This is a genomic window from Verrucomicrobiaceae bacterium (assembly GCA_016713035.1).
Lineage (GTDB): Bacteria > Verrucomicrobiota > Verrucomicrobiia > Verrucomicrobiales > Verrucomicrobiaceae > Prosthecobacter.
Genome location: JADJPW010000001.1, coordinates 520,065 through 536,773 on the forward strand (window position 1 = coordinate 520,065; position 16,709 = coordinate 536,773).

Below are 16,709 nucleotides of genomic sequence, written 5' to 3' on the forward strand. Positions count from 1 at the left end.
ATTCCGCAGAATGAGAGAGACAATGCGCCATTGACGTAAAGTCGCCGCACATGTTTTCCGCCACATCATCCCATCCCTGCACCGGCCCGCTTTCTCGCAGGAGTTTTCTCAGCATCGGCTCTCTGGCTCTCACCGGATGGTCGCTGGCGGATACGCTACGGGCGGAAACGATCGCGAAGGCAGCGGGGCGGAAGCTCAAGGACAAGTCGGTGATCTTTGTGTGGCTGCCGGGTGGGATGTCGCAGCTAGAGAGCTACGACATGAAGCCGAATGCTCCGGTGGAGTATCGCGGCGTGCTGAATCCGATCCGCACAAACGTGACCGGGACACATATCTGTGAGCTCTTCCCACGGCAGGCAAAGATGGCGGACAAGTTCAACATCATCCGCAGCGTGCATCACGAATTCGCAGACCACGGCGGCGGGCACAAGCGCTTCATGACTGGGCGGAATCCGGCTCTGCCAGTGGGTTTTGTGAATGATGCGCCGGCTGTGAGCTCGATCATTCAGCGGAAGCTCCAGCGTGCAGGCGAGGCCATGCCGGTGTGCGTGGCGGGCGTGGATCGTGGGCGCAGCGGGATTGATACGTTTTCGCTGGGATCGGCTTACTTGGGGCCTTCGGCGTCGCCATTCATGGTGGTGGGTGACCCGAGTGCGAAGGACTTCAAGGTGGAAAACATCGGCCTCACGCCAGACATGGAGAGCCGCCTCGATGACCGCGTGCACTTGCTGAAGGGCATGGACAATCTGCGCCGCGAGATGGATCGCGGGGGCCTGATGGAGGCGATGGATAGCTTCAGCCAGCGAGCTGTCGGCATGCTCACGACACCGAAGGTGCGTGAGGCTTTTGATTTGAGCAAAGAAAGCGCCCAAACCCGCGAGCGCTATGGCTACAGCACCTACGGCCAGCGCGGTCTGATGGCGCGGCGACTGGTGGAGGCTGGATGCCGCTTTGTGACGATGGTGTGGGAGAATCCCTTCTCCACGCCGATCCCGAAGAACTGCACCTACAACTGGGATAGCCATGCGGTGAACTGCGACATGTATGCGGATGCTCGCTGGCGCATGCCGGTGTATGATCAGGCTGCATCTGCGCTGATCGAGGACATTCATCAGCGTGGGCTGGATAAGGATGTGCTGGTGATCATCACGGGTGAATTCGGCCGCACGCCGAGGATCAATACGCAGATCGGCACGCAGACGGGCGTGAGCCAGCCGGGGCGTGATCACTGGCCACAGGCGATGTCCTTCATCGTGAGTGGCGGTGGCATGCAGACGGGCCAAGTCATCGGTGCGACGAATCCGCGTGGCGAATTCCCCATCGAGCGGCCTCTGGGCCCGAATGATCTGTGGGCCACGGTTTATCAGCATCTCGGCATCGACCCGAATGACACTTTTGATGACTTCCAGGGCCGTCCGATGCCGATTTTGCCGTTTGGGGAGCCGATTCGTGAGTTGATGCCGCTGGCGTGAGTTTTCGTGCTCAGCGGGCCTTCAGAGCCTCATTTTCGGCGAGGAGCTTTTCGATCCATTTTCCGAGTTTCGGCGGTGTGAAGGCGTACAGAGCCGCTAGGAGCTGTGGGGCTTCTTTTTCGACCAACAGGCAGGCGGCGTGCTCGGGCTTGAGAAAGCCAGCACGGCTCATGTGAGCGATGAAGTCGATCAGGCCATCAAAAAAGCCATCCACATTGAGCAGCCCCACGGGCTTGGAGTGAAATTCGAGCTGGAGCCAGGTCAGCGTCTCAAACAGCTCATCCATGGTGCCAAAGCCACCTGGCAGTGCGATGAAAGCATCACTCAGATCGACCATGAGTGCCTTCCGCTCATGCATGCTGGAGACGACACGCAGCTCCGTGATGCCGCTGTGACCGAGTTCTTTTTCCATGAGGGACCGCGGGATGACGCCGATGACCTCTCCACCGCAGGAGAGGGCTCCATCCGCCACGGCACCCATGAGCCCCACATTCCCACCACCATACACGAGCCCGATGCCCTGCCGGGCGAGGTAGGCCCCTAGATCATGCGCTACTTCGCGGTGATGCTTGTCGAGACCGGGAGTGGAGCCGCAGTAGATGCAGATTCGGCGAAGAGTGGACATGGTGAGAGCGTAGCGGAAAGAAGCTAGAAGATAGCGGGGAGAGGATAGTTGGGTGAGTTTTTTTGACTAACTTCTCGATCCAGCCTCTTATTTCTTTTCACACCCTATGAATGCGACACGCCGCTCCTTCCTCACCACGACTTCCGCCGCTGCCCTGAGCAGTTGCCAGCTTCTGAAATCGAATGCGGCGGCGAAGGGGGACCACATCGATGCGCATGTGCATGTGTGGACGCCGGATGTGGAGAAGTATCCGCTGGCACGCGGATACGCTGTCAGCGACATGCGTCCGGCCAGCTTCACGCCGGAGCAGCTTTTCGCCCATTGCCGGCCGGAGGGCGTGCGGCGTGTGGTGCTGATCCAGATGAGCTACTACCAGTATGACAATAGCTACATGCTCGATGTGATGCGTCAGCACCAGGGCGTCTTCAGCGGCGTGGCCATCGTGAATGAAAACGCCCCTGATGTGGCCACGACGATGACCCAGGCCGTGCAGCAAGGCGTGCGCGGCTTCCGCATCTATGCGGGTGCTCAGAAGAGCCTGAGTGCATGGATCGGTAGCGCGGGGATGGGCCAGCTCTGGAAAACCGCTGGCGAGCTAGGTGCCAGCGTCTGCCCGCTGATCAATCCGGACACGCTGCCCCTCATCGACAAGATGTGCGAGTGGTATCCAGACACCAGCGTGGTGATCGACCACTTCGCCCGCATCGGCATGGGCGGTAAAATGCGTGAGGAAGACATCTCCCATCTACTGCGCCTCGCACGTCATCGCCGCACGCATGTGAAGGCCAGTGCCTTTTACGCCCTAGGGGCCAAAAAAGCACCCTACCTCGACATGGGGCCACTGATCCGCCGTGTGCGGGATGCCTTCGGCCCGCAGCGGGTGATGTGGGCCAGTGATTGCCCTTTTCAGGTCGATCCGGGGCACAATTATCACGATAGCATCGCCCTGATCCGTGACCGGCTAGATTTCCTGAGCGAAAGCGACAAAACCTGGATGCTACGCGGCACAGCAGAGAAGGTCTTTTTCTCATGAGGAGCTCTGCCAACAGCGGATTCATCGCTCCCCTATCGGAATCTACTTTTGCCTTTGGCACTGAACCCGCTACTCTCCGCCTCGCATGACCTCACCTGCCACTGAGCCGCGCATCGAGCCGGCCACTATCGAAGACCTGCCACAGCTCGTGGAGCTGCTGGCAGCGCTATTTGACGAAGAAGAGGACTTTAAGCCCGATCCCGTCAAGCAGGAGCACGGCGTGCGCATGATCCTCCAGCAGCCGAACCGCGGTCGCATCTTTGTCCTGCGCACCGATCACATGGTCATCGGCATGGTGAATCTACTTTTCACCATCAGCACGGCTGAGGGTGGCCTCGTCATCCTGATGGAAGACGTGATCGTGCATCCACAGCACCGCAGGCATGGCTACGGCAGCCTCTTGCTGGAGCATGTGATCGAGTTCGCCCGTGAGAAGCGCTTCCGCCGCATCACGCTGCTCACAGACCGCATCGACGATTGCTCGCAGACCTTCTTCAGTCGCCATGGCTTCCAGCACTCGAAGATGATCCCCATGCGCCTCGTCTTTGATGACCTGGACTGATCCTGTAAATAACGACGCACGGCATGTACACCCACCTGGCATGGATGACCCACCTCGGACGCTCTTTAGAGTCTGGCGGGCATGCCACCGCGATGCAGCCAGCGGCAGAGGGATTTGTGATGTTCACGCTGGCGACGCTGTTTTTTACGTTGGGCTGTTTTGTGACCTGGATGTGGTTCATCTGGCGACGTGGCAGGAATCCGCCGCCTCACATCCGACTCATCATGGAATTAGCAGATGATGAGGAGCGTGAAAAACTAACCGCCGCACGCTCAGGAGCACCGGCAGAGGAAAAACAACCCTGGGAGCGTGATGCAGACTGGTGGCGCAAGACTGGCGACGGAGGACCTCCCAACCCATGAGTGAGCGCAAGCCGCCCCTACACGGCTGGCGCACACGGGTATTTCACCTCACTCGTGATCGCCGCTGGCTACTACGCACCGCTGCGGGCATCGCGGTGAGCGGACTCGCCATCGCGAGCTTCATCGTCCTCTTCACCGGAAGGGATGCCATACGCCCCACCCACTCTGCCAGCCCATCCCCCCCTGAAAAACGCCTCAAAGAAGATGCCACGAAGCTACGCACCGCAGCGGAGGCCTCCCCACGGGATTTTTGTGCTTGGCTGTGCCGACTGGGTGAGTACCTCCGGCATGAGGCTGACGAGGAAGCCATGCCAGAGTCCACCACGCTTGCTCTGCATGCCGATTACATCAAAAACGGCAAACTGGCCGGTTATGAGCTGCATCCATTCATCGAGAAGCATGGCCGGGAGGGTCTTGATAAAGCTGCGGCGGATTACCTCGACGTCACGCTCCTGCAAAATGGCCCGCAGGCTGAAAAAGCGCTCAAAAGCCTCGAATCCGCCGCGCATGCGCAGCCACCCGCGCCTTTCGCCAATGAGCTAATCGGCAGCCTCATGCTCCAGCGGGATGAAGATGGCATGGCGACCGAATTTTTCATCGCAGAGGGGGCCGCATTCCCAGATGCGCAGCGAGCACGGCGGCGGGCGGTGCAGACCGCGATCCACACTGAAAATGCAGACCACATGCGCCTCATCCTGGCCCAGCCCGGTGCCTGGATCGAGACCTGCACGCCCGATGAGCAGTATCAGGCCGGAGCCATCACAGGGGATGTATGGCTCCAGTGGCGCGGATTATTCTGGGATCACTTCACCGACATCCCATGGCTACTCGTGGCCTTCACCATCCTCTCCGGCACGATCTGGTGGTTCATCCTCGTGCAGCATGATGAAAAATCCCCGTGGCGCTGGCTCTGGCCCGTGCTGCCGCTGCTCGCGGGTGTGGCCAGTGTATGGCCCGTGCTCACCGTCTCCGAATGGCAAAAACACACCCTCGGCATGGATCGGGATAGCACCGTCTTTGTCGAGCAGGCACGCTACTTCCTCCTCGGTGTCGGCATGCGAGAGGAGCTATGCAAACTGGCACTTTTCTCCCTCTTTCTGCCATGGCTCCTGCGCACACGCAGCCCCGCACGGGCGCTGCTCTGTGCTGCATTCGTGGGACTGGGTTTCGCCGCTGAGGAGAATGTACAGTATTTCCATCGCTACGGCATCCAGGCCGCCTTTACCCGCCTACTCACGGCGAATTTCATGCACCTCAGCCTCACAGGCATGGCCGGGCACGCACTCTATGCACTCGTGCGCTCTGGATTCCGCGGAGTGGAGCACTTTCTCGGCATCATGGCATTTGTCATCCTCGCACACGGTGCCTACGACCTACTCGCCGTGACCGATGTCATCGACCTCGGCGGCTGGCTCTCCATCGTGCTCTTCCTCGTGATCGCAGACCGCTTCATCGACGAGCTAGCCCGCGAGTCCGTGCAAAAGCGCAGCAACATCTCGCTCCGCGCCGCCTTCACCCTGGGCTGCGCCGTGCTGGTAGCCGCCGTCTTCATCACCGCCGCCATCCAGGGCCGCAGCATGACAGCCGTCGCCCATGCCGGGCAGAGCTGCCTCGCCGTCTTTCCACTCATTTTTCTCTACTGGCGCCGCTTTGAGCATGCCTGAGCACGCCCCCTGGCCACCTACGGAAAAAAATTCATCATTCGGCATTCGACATTCGGCCTTCCTCCGCCTTTTTCTGCTCTCTCCCAACTACCAACCGCCCCACACACCATGCCACGTCCTGTCACCCTCTTTACCGGCCAATGGGCCGACCTGTCTCTCGATACCATGCTCCAGAAAGCCAAGGCCTTCGGTTACGACGGCGTGGAGCTCGCCTGCTGGGGGGACCACTTTGAAGTCGAAAAAGCCGATCAGGCCTACTGCGACGCGAAACGCGCCAAACTCAAAGCCGCTGGCCTCCAATGCCATGCCATCTCCACCCATCTCGTCGGTCAGGCCGTCTGTGACAACATCGACCCACGCCACGCCCAGATCCTCCCGCCCGCCATCTACGGCGATGGCAATCCCGAAGGCGTCCGCCAGCGTGCCGCCGAGTGCCTCATCCAGACCGCCCATGCCGCAAAGCGCTTCGGCGTCAGCGTCGTCAATGGATTCACCGGCAGCAGCATCTGGCACCTCGTTTACTCCTTCCCGCCGAATCTCCCTGGCCAGATCGACGCCGGATACAAAGACTTCGCCAAGCGCTTCAAGCCCATCTTAGACGAATATCAAAAACTCGGCATCCGCTACGCACTCGAAGTGCATCCCACCGAGATCGCCTTCGACATCGCCAGTGCCCAGCGTGCGCTGGAGGCCGTCGATTTCCACCCCGCCTTCGGCTTCAACTACGATCCCAGCCACTTCGGCTACCAGGGCGTCGATTACGTCAAATTCATCTACCAGTTCAAAGACCGCATCTTCCACGTCCACATGAAAGACGTCGCCTGGGGCATCGGTGATGGCACCGCAGGCGTCTTCGGCGGCCACGTCGATTTCCACAAGCCCAGCCGTTATTGGGACTTCAAGTCCGTGGGCCGCGGCAACATCAACTTTGAGCGCATCATCCGCGCCCTCAACGACATCGACTACGGTGGCCCTCTCAGCGTCGAGTGGGAAGACGGCGCGATGGACCGCGAGTTCGGCGCAGCGGAATCTGCCGCCTTCGTGAAGAAAATCGACTTCCCGCCCTCCAAGATCATCTTTGACGCCCAGTTCGCCGAAAACAGCAAAGCCTGATTTCAGAGCCAACCTCCCCGCAGGAGCCCCATTCCCTTCCCTGCCCTCCAAAGCCCGGTGCCCATCCAGCACCGGGCTTTTTTTGCGCCCTACTCACACCGAAGAGAACCATACCTCTACAACATCTCCGAAGAAATCGACCACCTCGCCGAAGTACTCACCTCAGTGCTGAAGTTCTTTGCGTGAGTCAGGATTTAACTCCGCGAATCAGCAAAACCCAGTCACCCTCGTGATCTTTGGGCCGTGAATACACCTCGGCCTTCGCCTGCCTGCCAAAGTGCTCACCGTCAGCGGGATTAAAAATGCCGATGTGCATGCCACCGCCCTCGCCGATCACTTTTCGCTGATCTACACGGATGCTGGACACTCCAGCAGGCACATAAACAACGGCCCAGCCACGTTGCTCCGCCACAGCAGCCATTGGCTGTTTCGAAGGGTCTTTCCGGCCTCCCCGAGCACGAAGTCATCATCCCGCCGCAGTTTCGTCCAGTCGAACTGCTCAAAGAACTTCTTCATCACGCCCATCTGCGCTGCGCCGGGCAGATCGAGCGCTTGTTGCCAGGGCGTGCGTGCGTCCGTCTGCTGCGTGCGTTTTTCCAGGTCGTGAAACTGCCACACACTATGCGTGCCATACACATGCCCGCAGGCACCGCTCAGCAGGCTTCGCCACGCGGCGAGGCGCACATCGTCGTCATCAAACCACTCCGTGGGCTTCTTGTCCTTCATCAGGCCGCGCACGGGATGGTCCTCGTAGCACGGCTCGCCATCCAGCGTCGGCTTGAGCGGCTTCAGAGCTAGGTTCTTGGCGTTCATCTCATAATTCGCCGCCGCGCGATGGTGATGCCCGCTCTGGAACAGATGAAAATCCAGCCACGGCTCATCCGGCCAGTAATCAGATGAGTTTGCGCCGCCCTTCGGGTGGTAGGTGATGAGATGCCGGCCGCCATCACCTTTCTTCAGCCCCGCCGCCATGGCACGGATGATCGCGCGATGCGCATCATTCTCCACCGGACGGTCGCCACCGAGCACCCAGATGACTGGTTTGTCCGCGTAGCGCCGCGCCAGCCATTCGCAGTAAGTCGCCGCATTCTCTGGGGTGAAGATTTCAGGCCCTTTGCCCCATTTTTTGTTCCACTTGTCACCCCAGGTCGGCAGCAGAGCCGTGTAGAGGCCTAGCGAGGCCGCCTTATCGATCACCCAATCGACATGCGCGAAGTAAGCCTCTCGTGGTTTCGCCGGATCGTTGTTTTCGAGCGGCATTTCACCGTAAGCGTTCGGCTTGTGAAACTCATACTCCGCCAGAGCCACGGCAAAGACCGTATTGAAGCCCTGCGCGGCCCGCTTCTTCAAGTACAGCTCTGTCTCCTCCCGCGTCAGACGGTGAATCAGCTCCCAAGCCGTGTCCCCGAGCAAAAAGAACGGCTTTCCCTCCGCCGTGACGAGATGGCGATGGTCTTCCGCCACCTTCAAATCCGGCAAATCGGCATGGAGCGTCAGTGTGAGAATGGAAAAGATGTAGAGCAGAAGTTTCATAACCTAGGTTTGCGCCACCAATCGTGCCGCCGTTCCGGTGAAGTCATGGCTGTGCGGATAAGCGAGCGCGCGATTGTGTTTTTCCGCATTGCCACGTGAGGTGGTCTTGGCAGCTTCGAGTTCGGCTTGGGCGACCTGCTTGGCTTTGAAGAGGTCCATCTGGATGCGGCTCTTGACGTTTGCAGCTCCGTCGCCGGTGGTTTCGATGGCGGAGAAGATGGCCTCGGGATACTTCGCGGTGATCAAAGACTGCACGCCGTCGCTCACGCCGCTGGAGGGCATGCAGCCAAAGGGTTTCACGCTGACGACCATGTGCGCCTTCTTCTTGGTCACGCTCTGAATGAGCTTGCCGATCTCCATGTGGCCTTCGCCGCCGCGCAGATGCACGTCGTAGTGCTGGTGGGAGATGGTGGCGATCTCATCCATGTCAGGCAGCTTGTAGTGACGCAGGCCGAGCAGCCGTGCGAAGACGCCGAAGACGCCGCGCAAGGCTTTGTCCGCAAACCAGAGGGTAATGAGCTTGCGACGCGGATTCTGGCCTTCGAGGCCGCCTTTGGCGTCGTCGGCTTGCGGGAGGGACATGCGCTGTTTCGTGTCCCACTTGCCCTGCCAGAGCATGTAGAGCAGCCAGGCGGTCACGAGCTGCACATCCACCTCCGCGCCTTCGGATTCGAGGAACTGCTGCAGCTTGTAGTTGCCATCGCCCTCGGTCGTCATGGCCCAAAACTCGCCGATGATGCTGACTTTCGGTTTGGCCTGCATGCGGTTCACTGGGATGTCCTTCAAAAGCCTGCGGCAGCGCCAAAGCGCCAGCAAAGTGCTCTTTCGTTGCCGCAGCGAGTCAGCGAGCGTCTTTTTGCACTGCTCCAGCACGCGATTCGTGCTGCCTGGCTCGGTTTCATATGGACGGATGCGGTAACCGATCGCGTTGAGCGCATCACCGGCCATGATCGCCTTCAACATGGCGATGAAGAACGCGGGATTCATTTCGAGTCCGTCGTTCTCGCCCGTAGCTTGTTTTAGGCCGCCTTTTTGTTGGAAGAGCAGCACGCGGAAGCCGTCGAAGCCCGCATCGCGCAACGCCTTGCGATACTCCGTGGCGTAAGTGCCGAAGCGGCATGGTCCGCAGGCACCGGCGGTGAAGAACACGTGCGTCTTCACGATCTCGGCCACGCTCATGCCTTTTTCGTCGCGCAGGTGAATGAGGTGCTTCACGAGATTGCCGACGGTGAAGTAAGTCGGATTGCACTGGCCGCGATTGCCGAATTCCTTGCCCACACGCAGCGCGTCATTGTCCGGCACATCGAGTGGAATGACGCGGTAGCCCACGCCGAGCAAGGCGGCGCTGACGAGCATGTCCTGCGCCTGCGTGAGGCCGCCGCAGAGGATGGTGGTGGAGGAGCGTTCGGCTTTGACGAAGTTTTGCGGATTCTCATCGCGCCAATGACGCTTCGGCGGCTCGTTGAGGCCGAGGCGCTCGCGTTCCTTCGCCTCGAACTCGCGGAGTTCCTTCTCGATGTCGGCGTGCGTTAATGAGCGCAGGTGGGGCAACTGTGCGGTGTGCATGGGGAGCAGGAGGTGGTTTGAGGTTTGACGGGAGCTTCGACGATAAAGCGGTGACCGTTGACGAGGGCGAGCGCGGTTTCATGGCCACCGTGCGGCTGCGTGTCGGCCATGGCTTCAAAGGTGAAGTCGCGGTCCGGTAGCTCAACGGTGATGTCGGCTTCGAGGTAGGCTTGATAAGCCTCGTTCATGAGCTGCTGGTCAGCTTCGAGAGCGAGTTGCTCACGTTGGATCGCCAAAAGCTCGCGGCGTTTTTCAGCGACGCGGGTTTCGAGTTCGCTGCGGTTTGCAGCGGCAGCGCGGAGCTTCTCTTCGTGGAGCTTCAGCGTGTGGGCGTAGGTTTTGACGCGGATGAGGATGCTGCCGCCGGGTTTGTTCACGTCGATGTCGTGCAGATTCATCGCGGGCGTGGCGGTGGCGCTGAGGATGTGATCGATGAGGCCGTAAGTCGGCGCATCGTGACCGCATTTGAAACTGGAGAGGTCCAGAACCACGAGGTTCGGATGCCGTGCGGCGAGTTTCGCGGCCCAGACCTTCTGCACGCTGTTCGCGGAGTAGTTTTCCGGCCACACATCGGAGGTGGAGAGCGGTGAATTGACCATGCCACGGCGCAAATCATCCGCGAAGAAGCGCTCCAGCCATTCCGGCTCCTTCGGGATGGAGCGGATGGAAAGCACGGGGTAACCCAGCGCCTGAAACTCATCCAGCACGCCATGATTGAGGCCTGGGTCGTTGTGATACGGACGACCGAGCATGAGCAAACCTGGACGATTTTCGTCTTCGAGCTGGGCGAGCACTTCGGAGCCTTTGCGCTGCATTTCGGCATCAAATCGCTTCAAAGCTTCAAAACCCTGATTCACGGCAAATTCGCATTCGTCGTGTGTGACGCGGAGTTTTTCGCCCCAGGACTCGAAAAGCTGTTTCACGAGGTAATTTGGCTCGGTGAGCGTCACAGCGGTATCGACATACTCGACGCCCGCTCTCGCAAAAAAGTCCACTTCCTTCGTGAAGGCTGCGCGGATGACTTTCGGTGCTCCGGCGACGATGGGACAAGAAGTCGAGTCCATCACGCCGGAAACAAAGGTCGGGAGATGCGTGCTGCAGGGGAAGAAGAGGTAGTTCAGCTGCTTCTCGCGGCTTTTGTGATGCAGCAGGTGATGGATGTGCGCCTGCGTGACCTTGGAAGGAAAGCAGGGGTCGATGGAGCCGTATTTGCCGCCTTCCGCCCACATTTCCGGCGTGGTGGCATCGGAGAAAACGATGTTCGCGGAAGGAATGCCGAGCGTTTCGAAAAACACACGCCACAGCGGCGCGGTGGAATACAGATTCAGCACTCGCGGAATGCCGATGCGGATGGTTTGGCGATATGCCAAGTCTTCCGCGCTGCTGCGTTGCATGCGGCGGGTGACGCTGACGGTTTTCGGTGTGCCGAGCCAGTTGCGGCGTATTTCGTTTCGCGTGAGCGGTGAACCGGCTTCAGGAAGCGGCGCAGGTTTGTAAAAGCTCTGGAAGGCGAGCTTCGATTCGTAATCGACGAGGTTCGGATACTTCGCTTTGAGCTGTTTGCGGCGCTGGGCGAGTTCCTTGAGTTTTTCCTTCGATTCGACGGTGCCGTTTTCGCATGAGAAGCCGGAGATGTAGCGGCTGGTGCGGCCGCTGGCGGCTTTGGTGTCGATGAAAGTGCGTTTGCAGTGATTCGGGCAGAAGTGGCAGACCGTGTCGGCATCGTTCCGCGAGGTGAAGGCGAGGTCGATGGCCGCATCGAGGCCGATGAAGGTGCTTTTGCCACGCTGAAGCACGACGCGGCGTGCTTCGAGCGCCGCGCCGAATGCGCCAGCCTCGCCGGGATGCGGATGCACGTGGATGATGGCCTCTGGCACGCGTTCCTTGATGTAATCGTGCTGCGCTTTGACGGCGGCGAGGTTGTACTGCGTGCCACCTTGCAAAACGAAGGTGCGGCCGAGCGCGGCCATGCGCGGCACCTGGGCGACGTATTGCCAGACATTCTTCGGCAGCACGAGGGCGAGGCCTGCGAGCAGTTCCTCGCGTGAGAAACCTTCTTTTTGGAAGGTGACGCGGTCGGTATCGAGGAACACGGCGCAGCCGTAGCTGAACTTCGGGCTCAACTTCGCGCCGAAGGCGACGTCGGCGTAGTCTTTGACCGATACGCCGAACTGAGCGGCCATGGCTTGAAGCAGCATGCCATTGCCGGCGCTGCATTGATTCGAAAGGCGGAAGCTGGAGATCTGGCCGTGGGTGACGAAGAGCACCTTGATGTCCTGCCCACCGATGTCGCAGATGACGTCCACCTTGTCGAAGAAGCGTGTGGAGGCCATGCCATGCGCCACGGTCTCGACGATGTTCGCATCGGCGGCGAGAGACTCCTCCAAAACATCCGCCGCGTAACCGGTCGCGCCGAAACCGAGCACGTCGAGCGTGCAGCTTTGCTGAGCGATGTCGTTTTTGAGCAGCGTGAGCAGTTCCTTCGTGTCGACGATGGGATTGCCTTTGGAAAGCATGTACTGCTTGCAGAGGATGTCGCCGTTTTCGTCGATGAGGACCGCTTTCGAGGACGTGGATCCGCCGTCGAGGCCGATGTAGCCACGCACGATGCTGCCGGGAGCAAACGTGGCCGCTTGGAAGGGCGGGATGCGATACTTTTCCGCGAAGGCGGCGAGTTCATCGGCATCGCGCACGAGCGGTGGGCCTGCGGAGGCTCCGAGGCGTGCGGCGCGGCCATGCAGGATGAAGGTTTCGAGGTCAGCGAGCCCGCGATACACGCCGATGTGCGCGGGCTCGTGCATGCCGTAGATCGCCGCGCCAAAGGCGGCGTAGAGATCGGAGTTCGGCGGGACGAAGATGAGCTTCGTGATGTCGTCCTCGGGAAACGTGTGGCCGCGCTCGTTCCACGTCTCGACGATGCGCTGACGCCAGCAGTGTTGGAGGAATTTGAGGTAGGTGTTTGGTCCGCCGAGCAGAACGACGCTGTGCAGGAGTGTGTTGCCACGCGTGAGCACGGAGAGGTTTTGCATCACGATGGCATTGGCGAGCGAGCAGAGTATCTCACGCGAGGGAATGCCGGATTTGACGAGGTTGACGATGTCGGTTTCGGCGAAGACACCGCACTTCGCGGCGACGGGATGCAGCTTCGTGTCGTCCCAGGCCATGCTGCCGATGTCACGCGGATCGAGGCCGAGTTTGACAAGGCATTTGTCGATGGTGGCGCCGGTGCCGGAGGCGCATTTGTCGTTCATCGAGGCGATGGCGCGTTTAGAGCCGTTATCGCCGCTGGCTTTGTAGATGATGATTTTCGCATCCTGGCCGCCGAGTTCGATGACGCTGCCTGCTTCCGGGTGGAGGCGATCCACGGCCATCGTGACCGCATTGACCTCCTGCACAAATTTCGCACCGAGCGGTTGGGTGAGCGGCTCTGCGCCGGAACCGGTCATGAAGATGCGTGCGATGCCTGGAAACGCTGCGGAGGCGGCTTTGAGCTGCTCCATGACCTTCTCAGCCTGCTTCGTCTCATGCCGCTGGTAATCAGACCAAAGAATGCGGTGCGTCTGCGGATCGACGAGCACGGTTTTGACCGTCGTTGAGCCGACATCCACTCCAAGGACGAGGTTTGAAGAGGTGAGAGCAGGCGCGTTCTGCATGAGGCGGCATCAGGGAACAGGATCAGGGAAGGTCAAATGCCGCTTTCTCGCGCGGAACAAACCAGCGAACGTGAACACGACGCAGAGCCAGCCGAACCAGTCGCCGTAGCGCATGTAGAGTGTGGTGGAGCCATCGGCGATGAGGGGGATGGTGCCGATGAGAGTTTCACGAGTGTGTTGGCCGGTTTGGGCGAGGACGCGGCCGGTGGGATCGACGAGGGCGCTGATGCCGGTGGTGGTGGAGCGGATGAGGGCGCGGCGTGTCTCGATGGCGCGGAAGGTGGCGAGGGCGTGGTGGGTGCGTGGCTCATGCGTGTCGCCGAACCAAGCGTCGTTGGTGACGTTGACGAGGGCGTGGGCGGGACCGGCGTGCTGCCAGATTTCGCGAATGCGGGCGGGCTGGATGTCTTCGTAGCAAATGGTGGGGAGGAAGGTGGCTTCGACGGCGTGGAGGTGACCGAGAGATTTCCCGGCGACTAGGTTTCCGGTGCGCGGCAGCCATTGGCGGAGCGAGGGGAACTGTTTTTCAAAGGGGATCATCTCGCCAAAGGCGAGCAGGCTGCGCTTGTCGTAACGGGAGGTGATTTCGCCTGTGGGCGTGATGGCGAGAAGGGAATTGAAGGGCTGGCTGTCGTAGGTGCGGGTGACGGCACCGGCGAGCAGTGGCATGGGCTGGCGCAGTGCCCCTGGCAGGGTGGTGACATCCCTGCGAAGCGGCAGTTTGATGGTGGTTTCCGGCCAGATGACGAGTTCTGGAGGTGGCGCGGCTTTGGTGAGCGCCCAGGTCAAGGCATGATGCTCGCGAAAGGATTCGAAGGCTTTGCCTTGTGTCTGCCGGCTGAGATTGGCCTGGATAAGGGCGACGGTAAGCTGACGTGCGGAGGCGGATCGGCGGTCGATTTGATGGATGCGCAGCATGCCGTAGCCGAGAACGAGCACGAAGGCTGCTAGTGGGATGATCCAGCGGCGGTGGAGGCAGGCACGGCGCTGATAGCGGCTCTCGACGAGCTCATAAACGGCTCCATTGACCAGCGCGATGAGGGCGGTGAGGCCGAGCAGGCCGGTGATCTCCACGATTTGGGTGATGGCGGTGAAGCGATACTGCGAGGCGCCGATGTTGTAGGGGAAGATGTTCGGAAAAAGCAGCTCGATGGCCGGATTGACGAAGGCGAGGCTCCAAACAGGCGCGATGCCGCGTGAGCGGAAAACCTGCGTCAAAGCCATCATGAGGCCGAAAGATAGCCCGAGGCAGGCACAGACGAAAAAGGCCCCGCTCCAGGCGGCGAGGGCCGAAAAACCGCCAAAGATCGAAAACGTATGTCCCAGCCAGTAATAGCCACCGAAGTAGGCGACGGCACCATAGACCATGGCGATCGAAAAGGCCCTGCGCGGCGGCAGATCATGCACCGCGAGCAAAACGGGCACTTTGGCGAACCACGTGAGAGGGAAGAGGCCAAAACCGGTGTAGCCCAAAGGGTCAAGTAAGCCGGAGAGCAGGCTGAGGGCGAGACGCGTGCGGAAGCTCATGCCTGCGGTGAGGGGGATGAATACCGAATAACGAACAAGGAATCTCGAAATCCGAAGTTCAGCAGAGTCGCGAAGCGTCCCGCCTTCGTCATTCGGAAATCCTTGTTCGGTGTTCGATATTCATTCTGAGACTGGCGAGCTTGCTGACACGCTAACAGCGTGAACAAGGCACCCATGCAGACGAGGGCCTCCCGACCTGGAAAACAAACGCTCAGATACAAGGCGGGCAGATGACAGGCGGCGGGGGAAGAGGAGGCGGGGGAAGAGGAGGAGGAGGTGCCGGAGCTGGCGCGGGTGCCGGTGCTGGCGCGGGTGCCGGTGCTGGAGCGGGTGCCGGTGCTGGAGCGGGTGCCGGTGCTGGAGCGGGTGCAGGTGGCGGCGGAGCTGCGCCACCGGGGTCATTGCCAGAGATTTGTTGATTCTGGACCTGAATGAGCTGGTTGATCTGGTCCTTGGTGAGGCCGAGGTCTTCCCTTTGCTCCTCCGTGAGGTTCCTGAGCGTCTCCGTCTTTTCTTCGTCCGTCTGACCTTTCGTGAGCCCCTCGACTTTTTCTGTCTGGGTTGGTGTAAGTATCGGATCACCTTCACCTTCACCTTCACCTCCGCCTCCACCTCTACCTACGTCTCCAATTTTGCCCCGATCCACGGAGGGGATTAACTCACAGCTTGTGAAGGCCGTATTGAAGGAAAAGTACAACACGAATACTAAAGCGAAGAGGACCACTTTGACGAGGTAAGGCGAGCTTTTGGAAGGTTGGGGAACCATAGTTGGGGTGTTTAGCAGTTTCGATGATGGGCTGTCAATCTCTTTTAGGACGCAGCGTTGAGAGCGGATGAGCTACGATTTCGACGAACAAAAAACCGGCAGGCGATCAGCACAAAAACGATGCAGCCATATTGCGCGGGTGTGAGGCCACCGTAGCGCACGTCACAACTCGGCAGGTCGGTGGCGCGGAGAAAGTCGAGGAAGAAACGCGGCACGGCATAGGCGATGAGCATGATGTGGAGCAGGGTGCCGGGAGGGGAGCTGGCGATGCGCTCCTTCCGCCCCAGCCAGTGGACGAGCGGGAGCCACAAGAAGCACAGCAGCCACTCGTACAGCCCCAGGTCATGGCGGGGCGTGTCGGGGAACTTCACCGCCAGCCAGAACTGCGAGGGACAACCCGGATGGTCATGCGCAGTGGTGCAGCCGAGGCGGCCAAAGAACCAGACGTGGAAGAATGTGAAGACGCACACGTCCGCATAAGGCAGGAAGGGCACACGCAACCAGCGAACAAAGATAGCCCCAGCGAGCGCAGAGGTGAACATGCCGCCATAGGACGACATGCCCTGCCAGATCTGAATGAGGCTCCAAGGATCCGCACGGAACACCTCTGGGTGGTACACAAACAAAAAGACCCAGTGGGAACCGAGCAGCCCAAAAAAGGCGCACACGGCGACGAGACTGGAGACGATTTGCGAGTCCAGCCCGACCCGCCGAGCCTGCCAGCGGGCGACGAAATACCCAGTGATGATGCCCACCCATACCAATAGCCCAAATACTCCGAAGGAATGCCCGCCGACCTGGAGGGGCGGCAGGTCGAGGTAGGGCACCATGCG

General features: G+C 60.2%; 13 protein-coding genes. 7 read left to right on the forward strand and 6 right to left on the reverse strand.

Features of this window, described 5'->3' with window-relative positions:
- The first annotated feature begins 50 nt into the window (after nt 1-50).
- Nucleotides 51-1,472: a DUF1501 domain-containing protein gene (locus IPK32_02125; protein ID MBK8090812.1), complete on the forward strand. Its 1,422-nt coding sequence runs from the start codon at nt 51-53 to the stop codon at nt 1,470-1,472.
- Between the two features lie 10 nt (nt 1,473-1,482).
- Here the strand turns inward: IPK32_02125 and IPK32_02130 are convergent, their stop codons facing one another.
- Nucleotides 1,483-2,097 carry a TIGR00730 family Rossman fold protein gene (locus IPK32_02130; GenBank protein MBK8090813.1) on the reverse strand — a complete coding sequence of 205 codons (615 nt, stop codon included), beginning with the start codon at nt 2,095-2,097 and terminating at the stop codon, nt 1,483-1,485.
- 106 nt (nt 2,098-2,203) lie between these two features.
- On the opposite strand from IPK32_02130, the gene IPK32_02135 reads away from it, so the two are divergent.
- The 5 genes from IPK32_02135 to IPK32_02155 all read left to right on the forward strand — a co-directional run bounded on the left by IPK32_02135 (nt 2,204) and on the right by IPK32_02155 (nt 6,831).
- Entirely contained in the window at nt 2,204-3,130 is a 927-nt protein-coding gene (locus IPK32_02135; GenBank protein MBK8090814.1) for an amidohydrolase, read from the forward strand.
- Nucleotides 3,131-3,215: 85 nt separating this feature from the next.
- Complete coding sequence (locus tag IPK32_02140) at nt 3,216-3,692, forward strand: GNAT family N-acetyltransferase (protein ID MBK8090815.1); 477 nt, start codon at nt 3,216-3,218, stop codon at nt 3,690-3,692.
- Between the two features lie 23 nt (nt 3,693-3,715).
- Nucleotides 3,716-4,054, forward strand: coding sequence for a hypothetical protein (locus tag IPK32_02145; GenBank protein ID MBK8090816.1), 339 nt, complete (start codon nt 3,716-3,718; stop codon nt 4,052-4,054).
- Nucleotides 4,051-5,718: a PrsW family intramembrane metalloprotease gene (locus IPK32_02150; GenBank protein ID MBK8090817.1), complete on the forward strand. Its 1,668-nt coding sequence runs from the start codon at nt 4,051-4,053 to the stop codon at nt 5,716-5,718. The genes IPK32_02145 and IPK32_02150 overlap by 4 nt, the downstream gene beginning before the upstream one ends.
- 108 nt (nt 5,719-5,826) lie before the next feature.
- On the forward strand, nt 5,827-6,831 hold the full coding sequence (locus IPK32_02155; GenBank protein MBK8090818.1) for a sugar phosphate isomerase/epimerase: 1,005 nt from the start codon (nt 5,827-5,829) through the stop codon (nt 6,829-6,831).
- 348 nt (nt 6,832-7,179) lie between these two features.
- On the opposite strand, the gene IPK32_02160 is transcribed toward IPK32_02155, so the two are convergent.
- From IPK32_02160 to lnt, 4 genes are read right to left on the reverse strand one after another with little or no spacing between them, the layout of a single operon-like run.
- The gene (locus IPK32_02160; GenBank protein ID MBK8090819.1) at nt 7,180-8,364 is read right to left on the reverse strand and encodes a DUF4038 domain-containing protein; all 1,185 of its coding nucleotides are present in this window, start codon (nt 8,362-8,364) and stop codon (nt 7,180-7,182) included.
- 3 nt (nt 8,365-8,367) lie between these two features.
- Nucleotides 8,368-9,930 (reverse strand): 2-hydroxyglutaryl-CoA dehydratase, encoded by a 1,563-nt coding sequence (locus IPK32_02165; GenBank protein MBK8090820.1) that lies wholly within the window; start codon nt 9,928-9,930, stop codon nt 8,368-8,370.
- The gene (locus tag IPK32_02170) at nt 9,894-13,583 is read right to left on the reverse strand and encodes a CoA activase (GenBank protein ID MBK8090821.1); all 3,690 of its coding nucleotides are present in this window, start codon (nt 13,581-13,583) and stop codon (nt 9,894-9,896) included. Before IPK32_02170 ends, IPK32_02165 begins: the two co-directional genes overlap by 37 nt.
- Nucleotides 13,584-13,592: 9 nt before the next feature.
- Nucleotides 13,593-15,110: an apolipoprotein N-acyltransferase gene (gene lnt, locus IPK32_02175; GenBank protein MBK8090822.1), complete on the reverse strand. Its 1,518-nt coding sequence runs from the start codon at nt 15,108-15,110 to the stop codon at nt 13,593-13,595.
- Between the two features lie 412 nt (nt 15,111-15,522).
- On the opposite strand from lnt, the gene IPK32_02180 reads away from it, so the two are divergent.
- Nucleotides 15,523-15,768, forward strand: a complete 246-nt coding sequence (locus IPK32_02180; protein MBK8090823.1) for a hypothetical protein — start codon at nt 15,523-15,525, stop codon at nt 15,766-15,768.
- Between the two features lie 152 nt (nt 15,769-15,920).
- Here IPK32_02180 and IPK32_02185 read toward each other — a convergent pair whose 3' ends face one another.
- Entirely contained in the window at nt 15,921-16,706 is a 786-nt protein-coding gene (locus IPK32_02185; protein MBK8090824.1) for a prolipoprotein diacylglyceryl transferase, read from the reverse strand.
- Nucleotides 16,707-16,709: the final 3 nt, after the last annotated feature.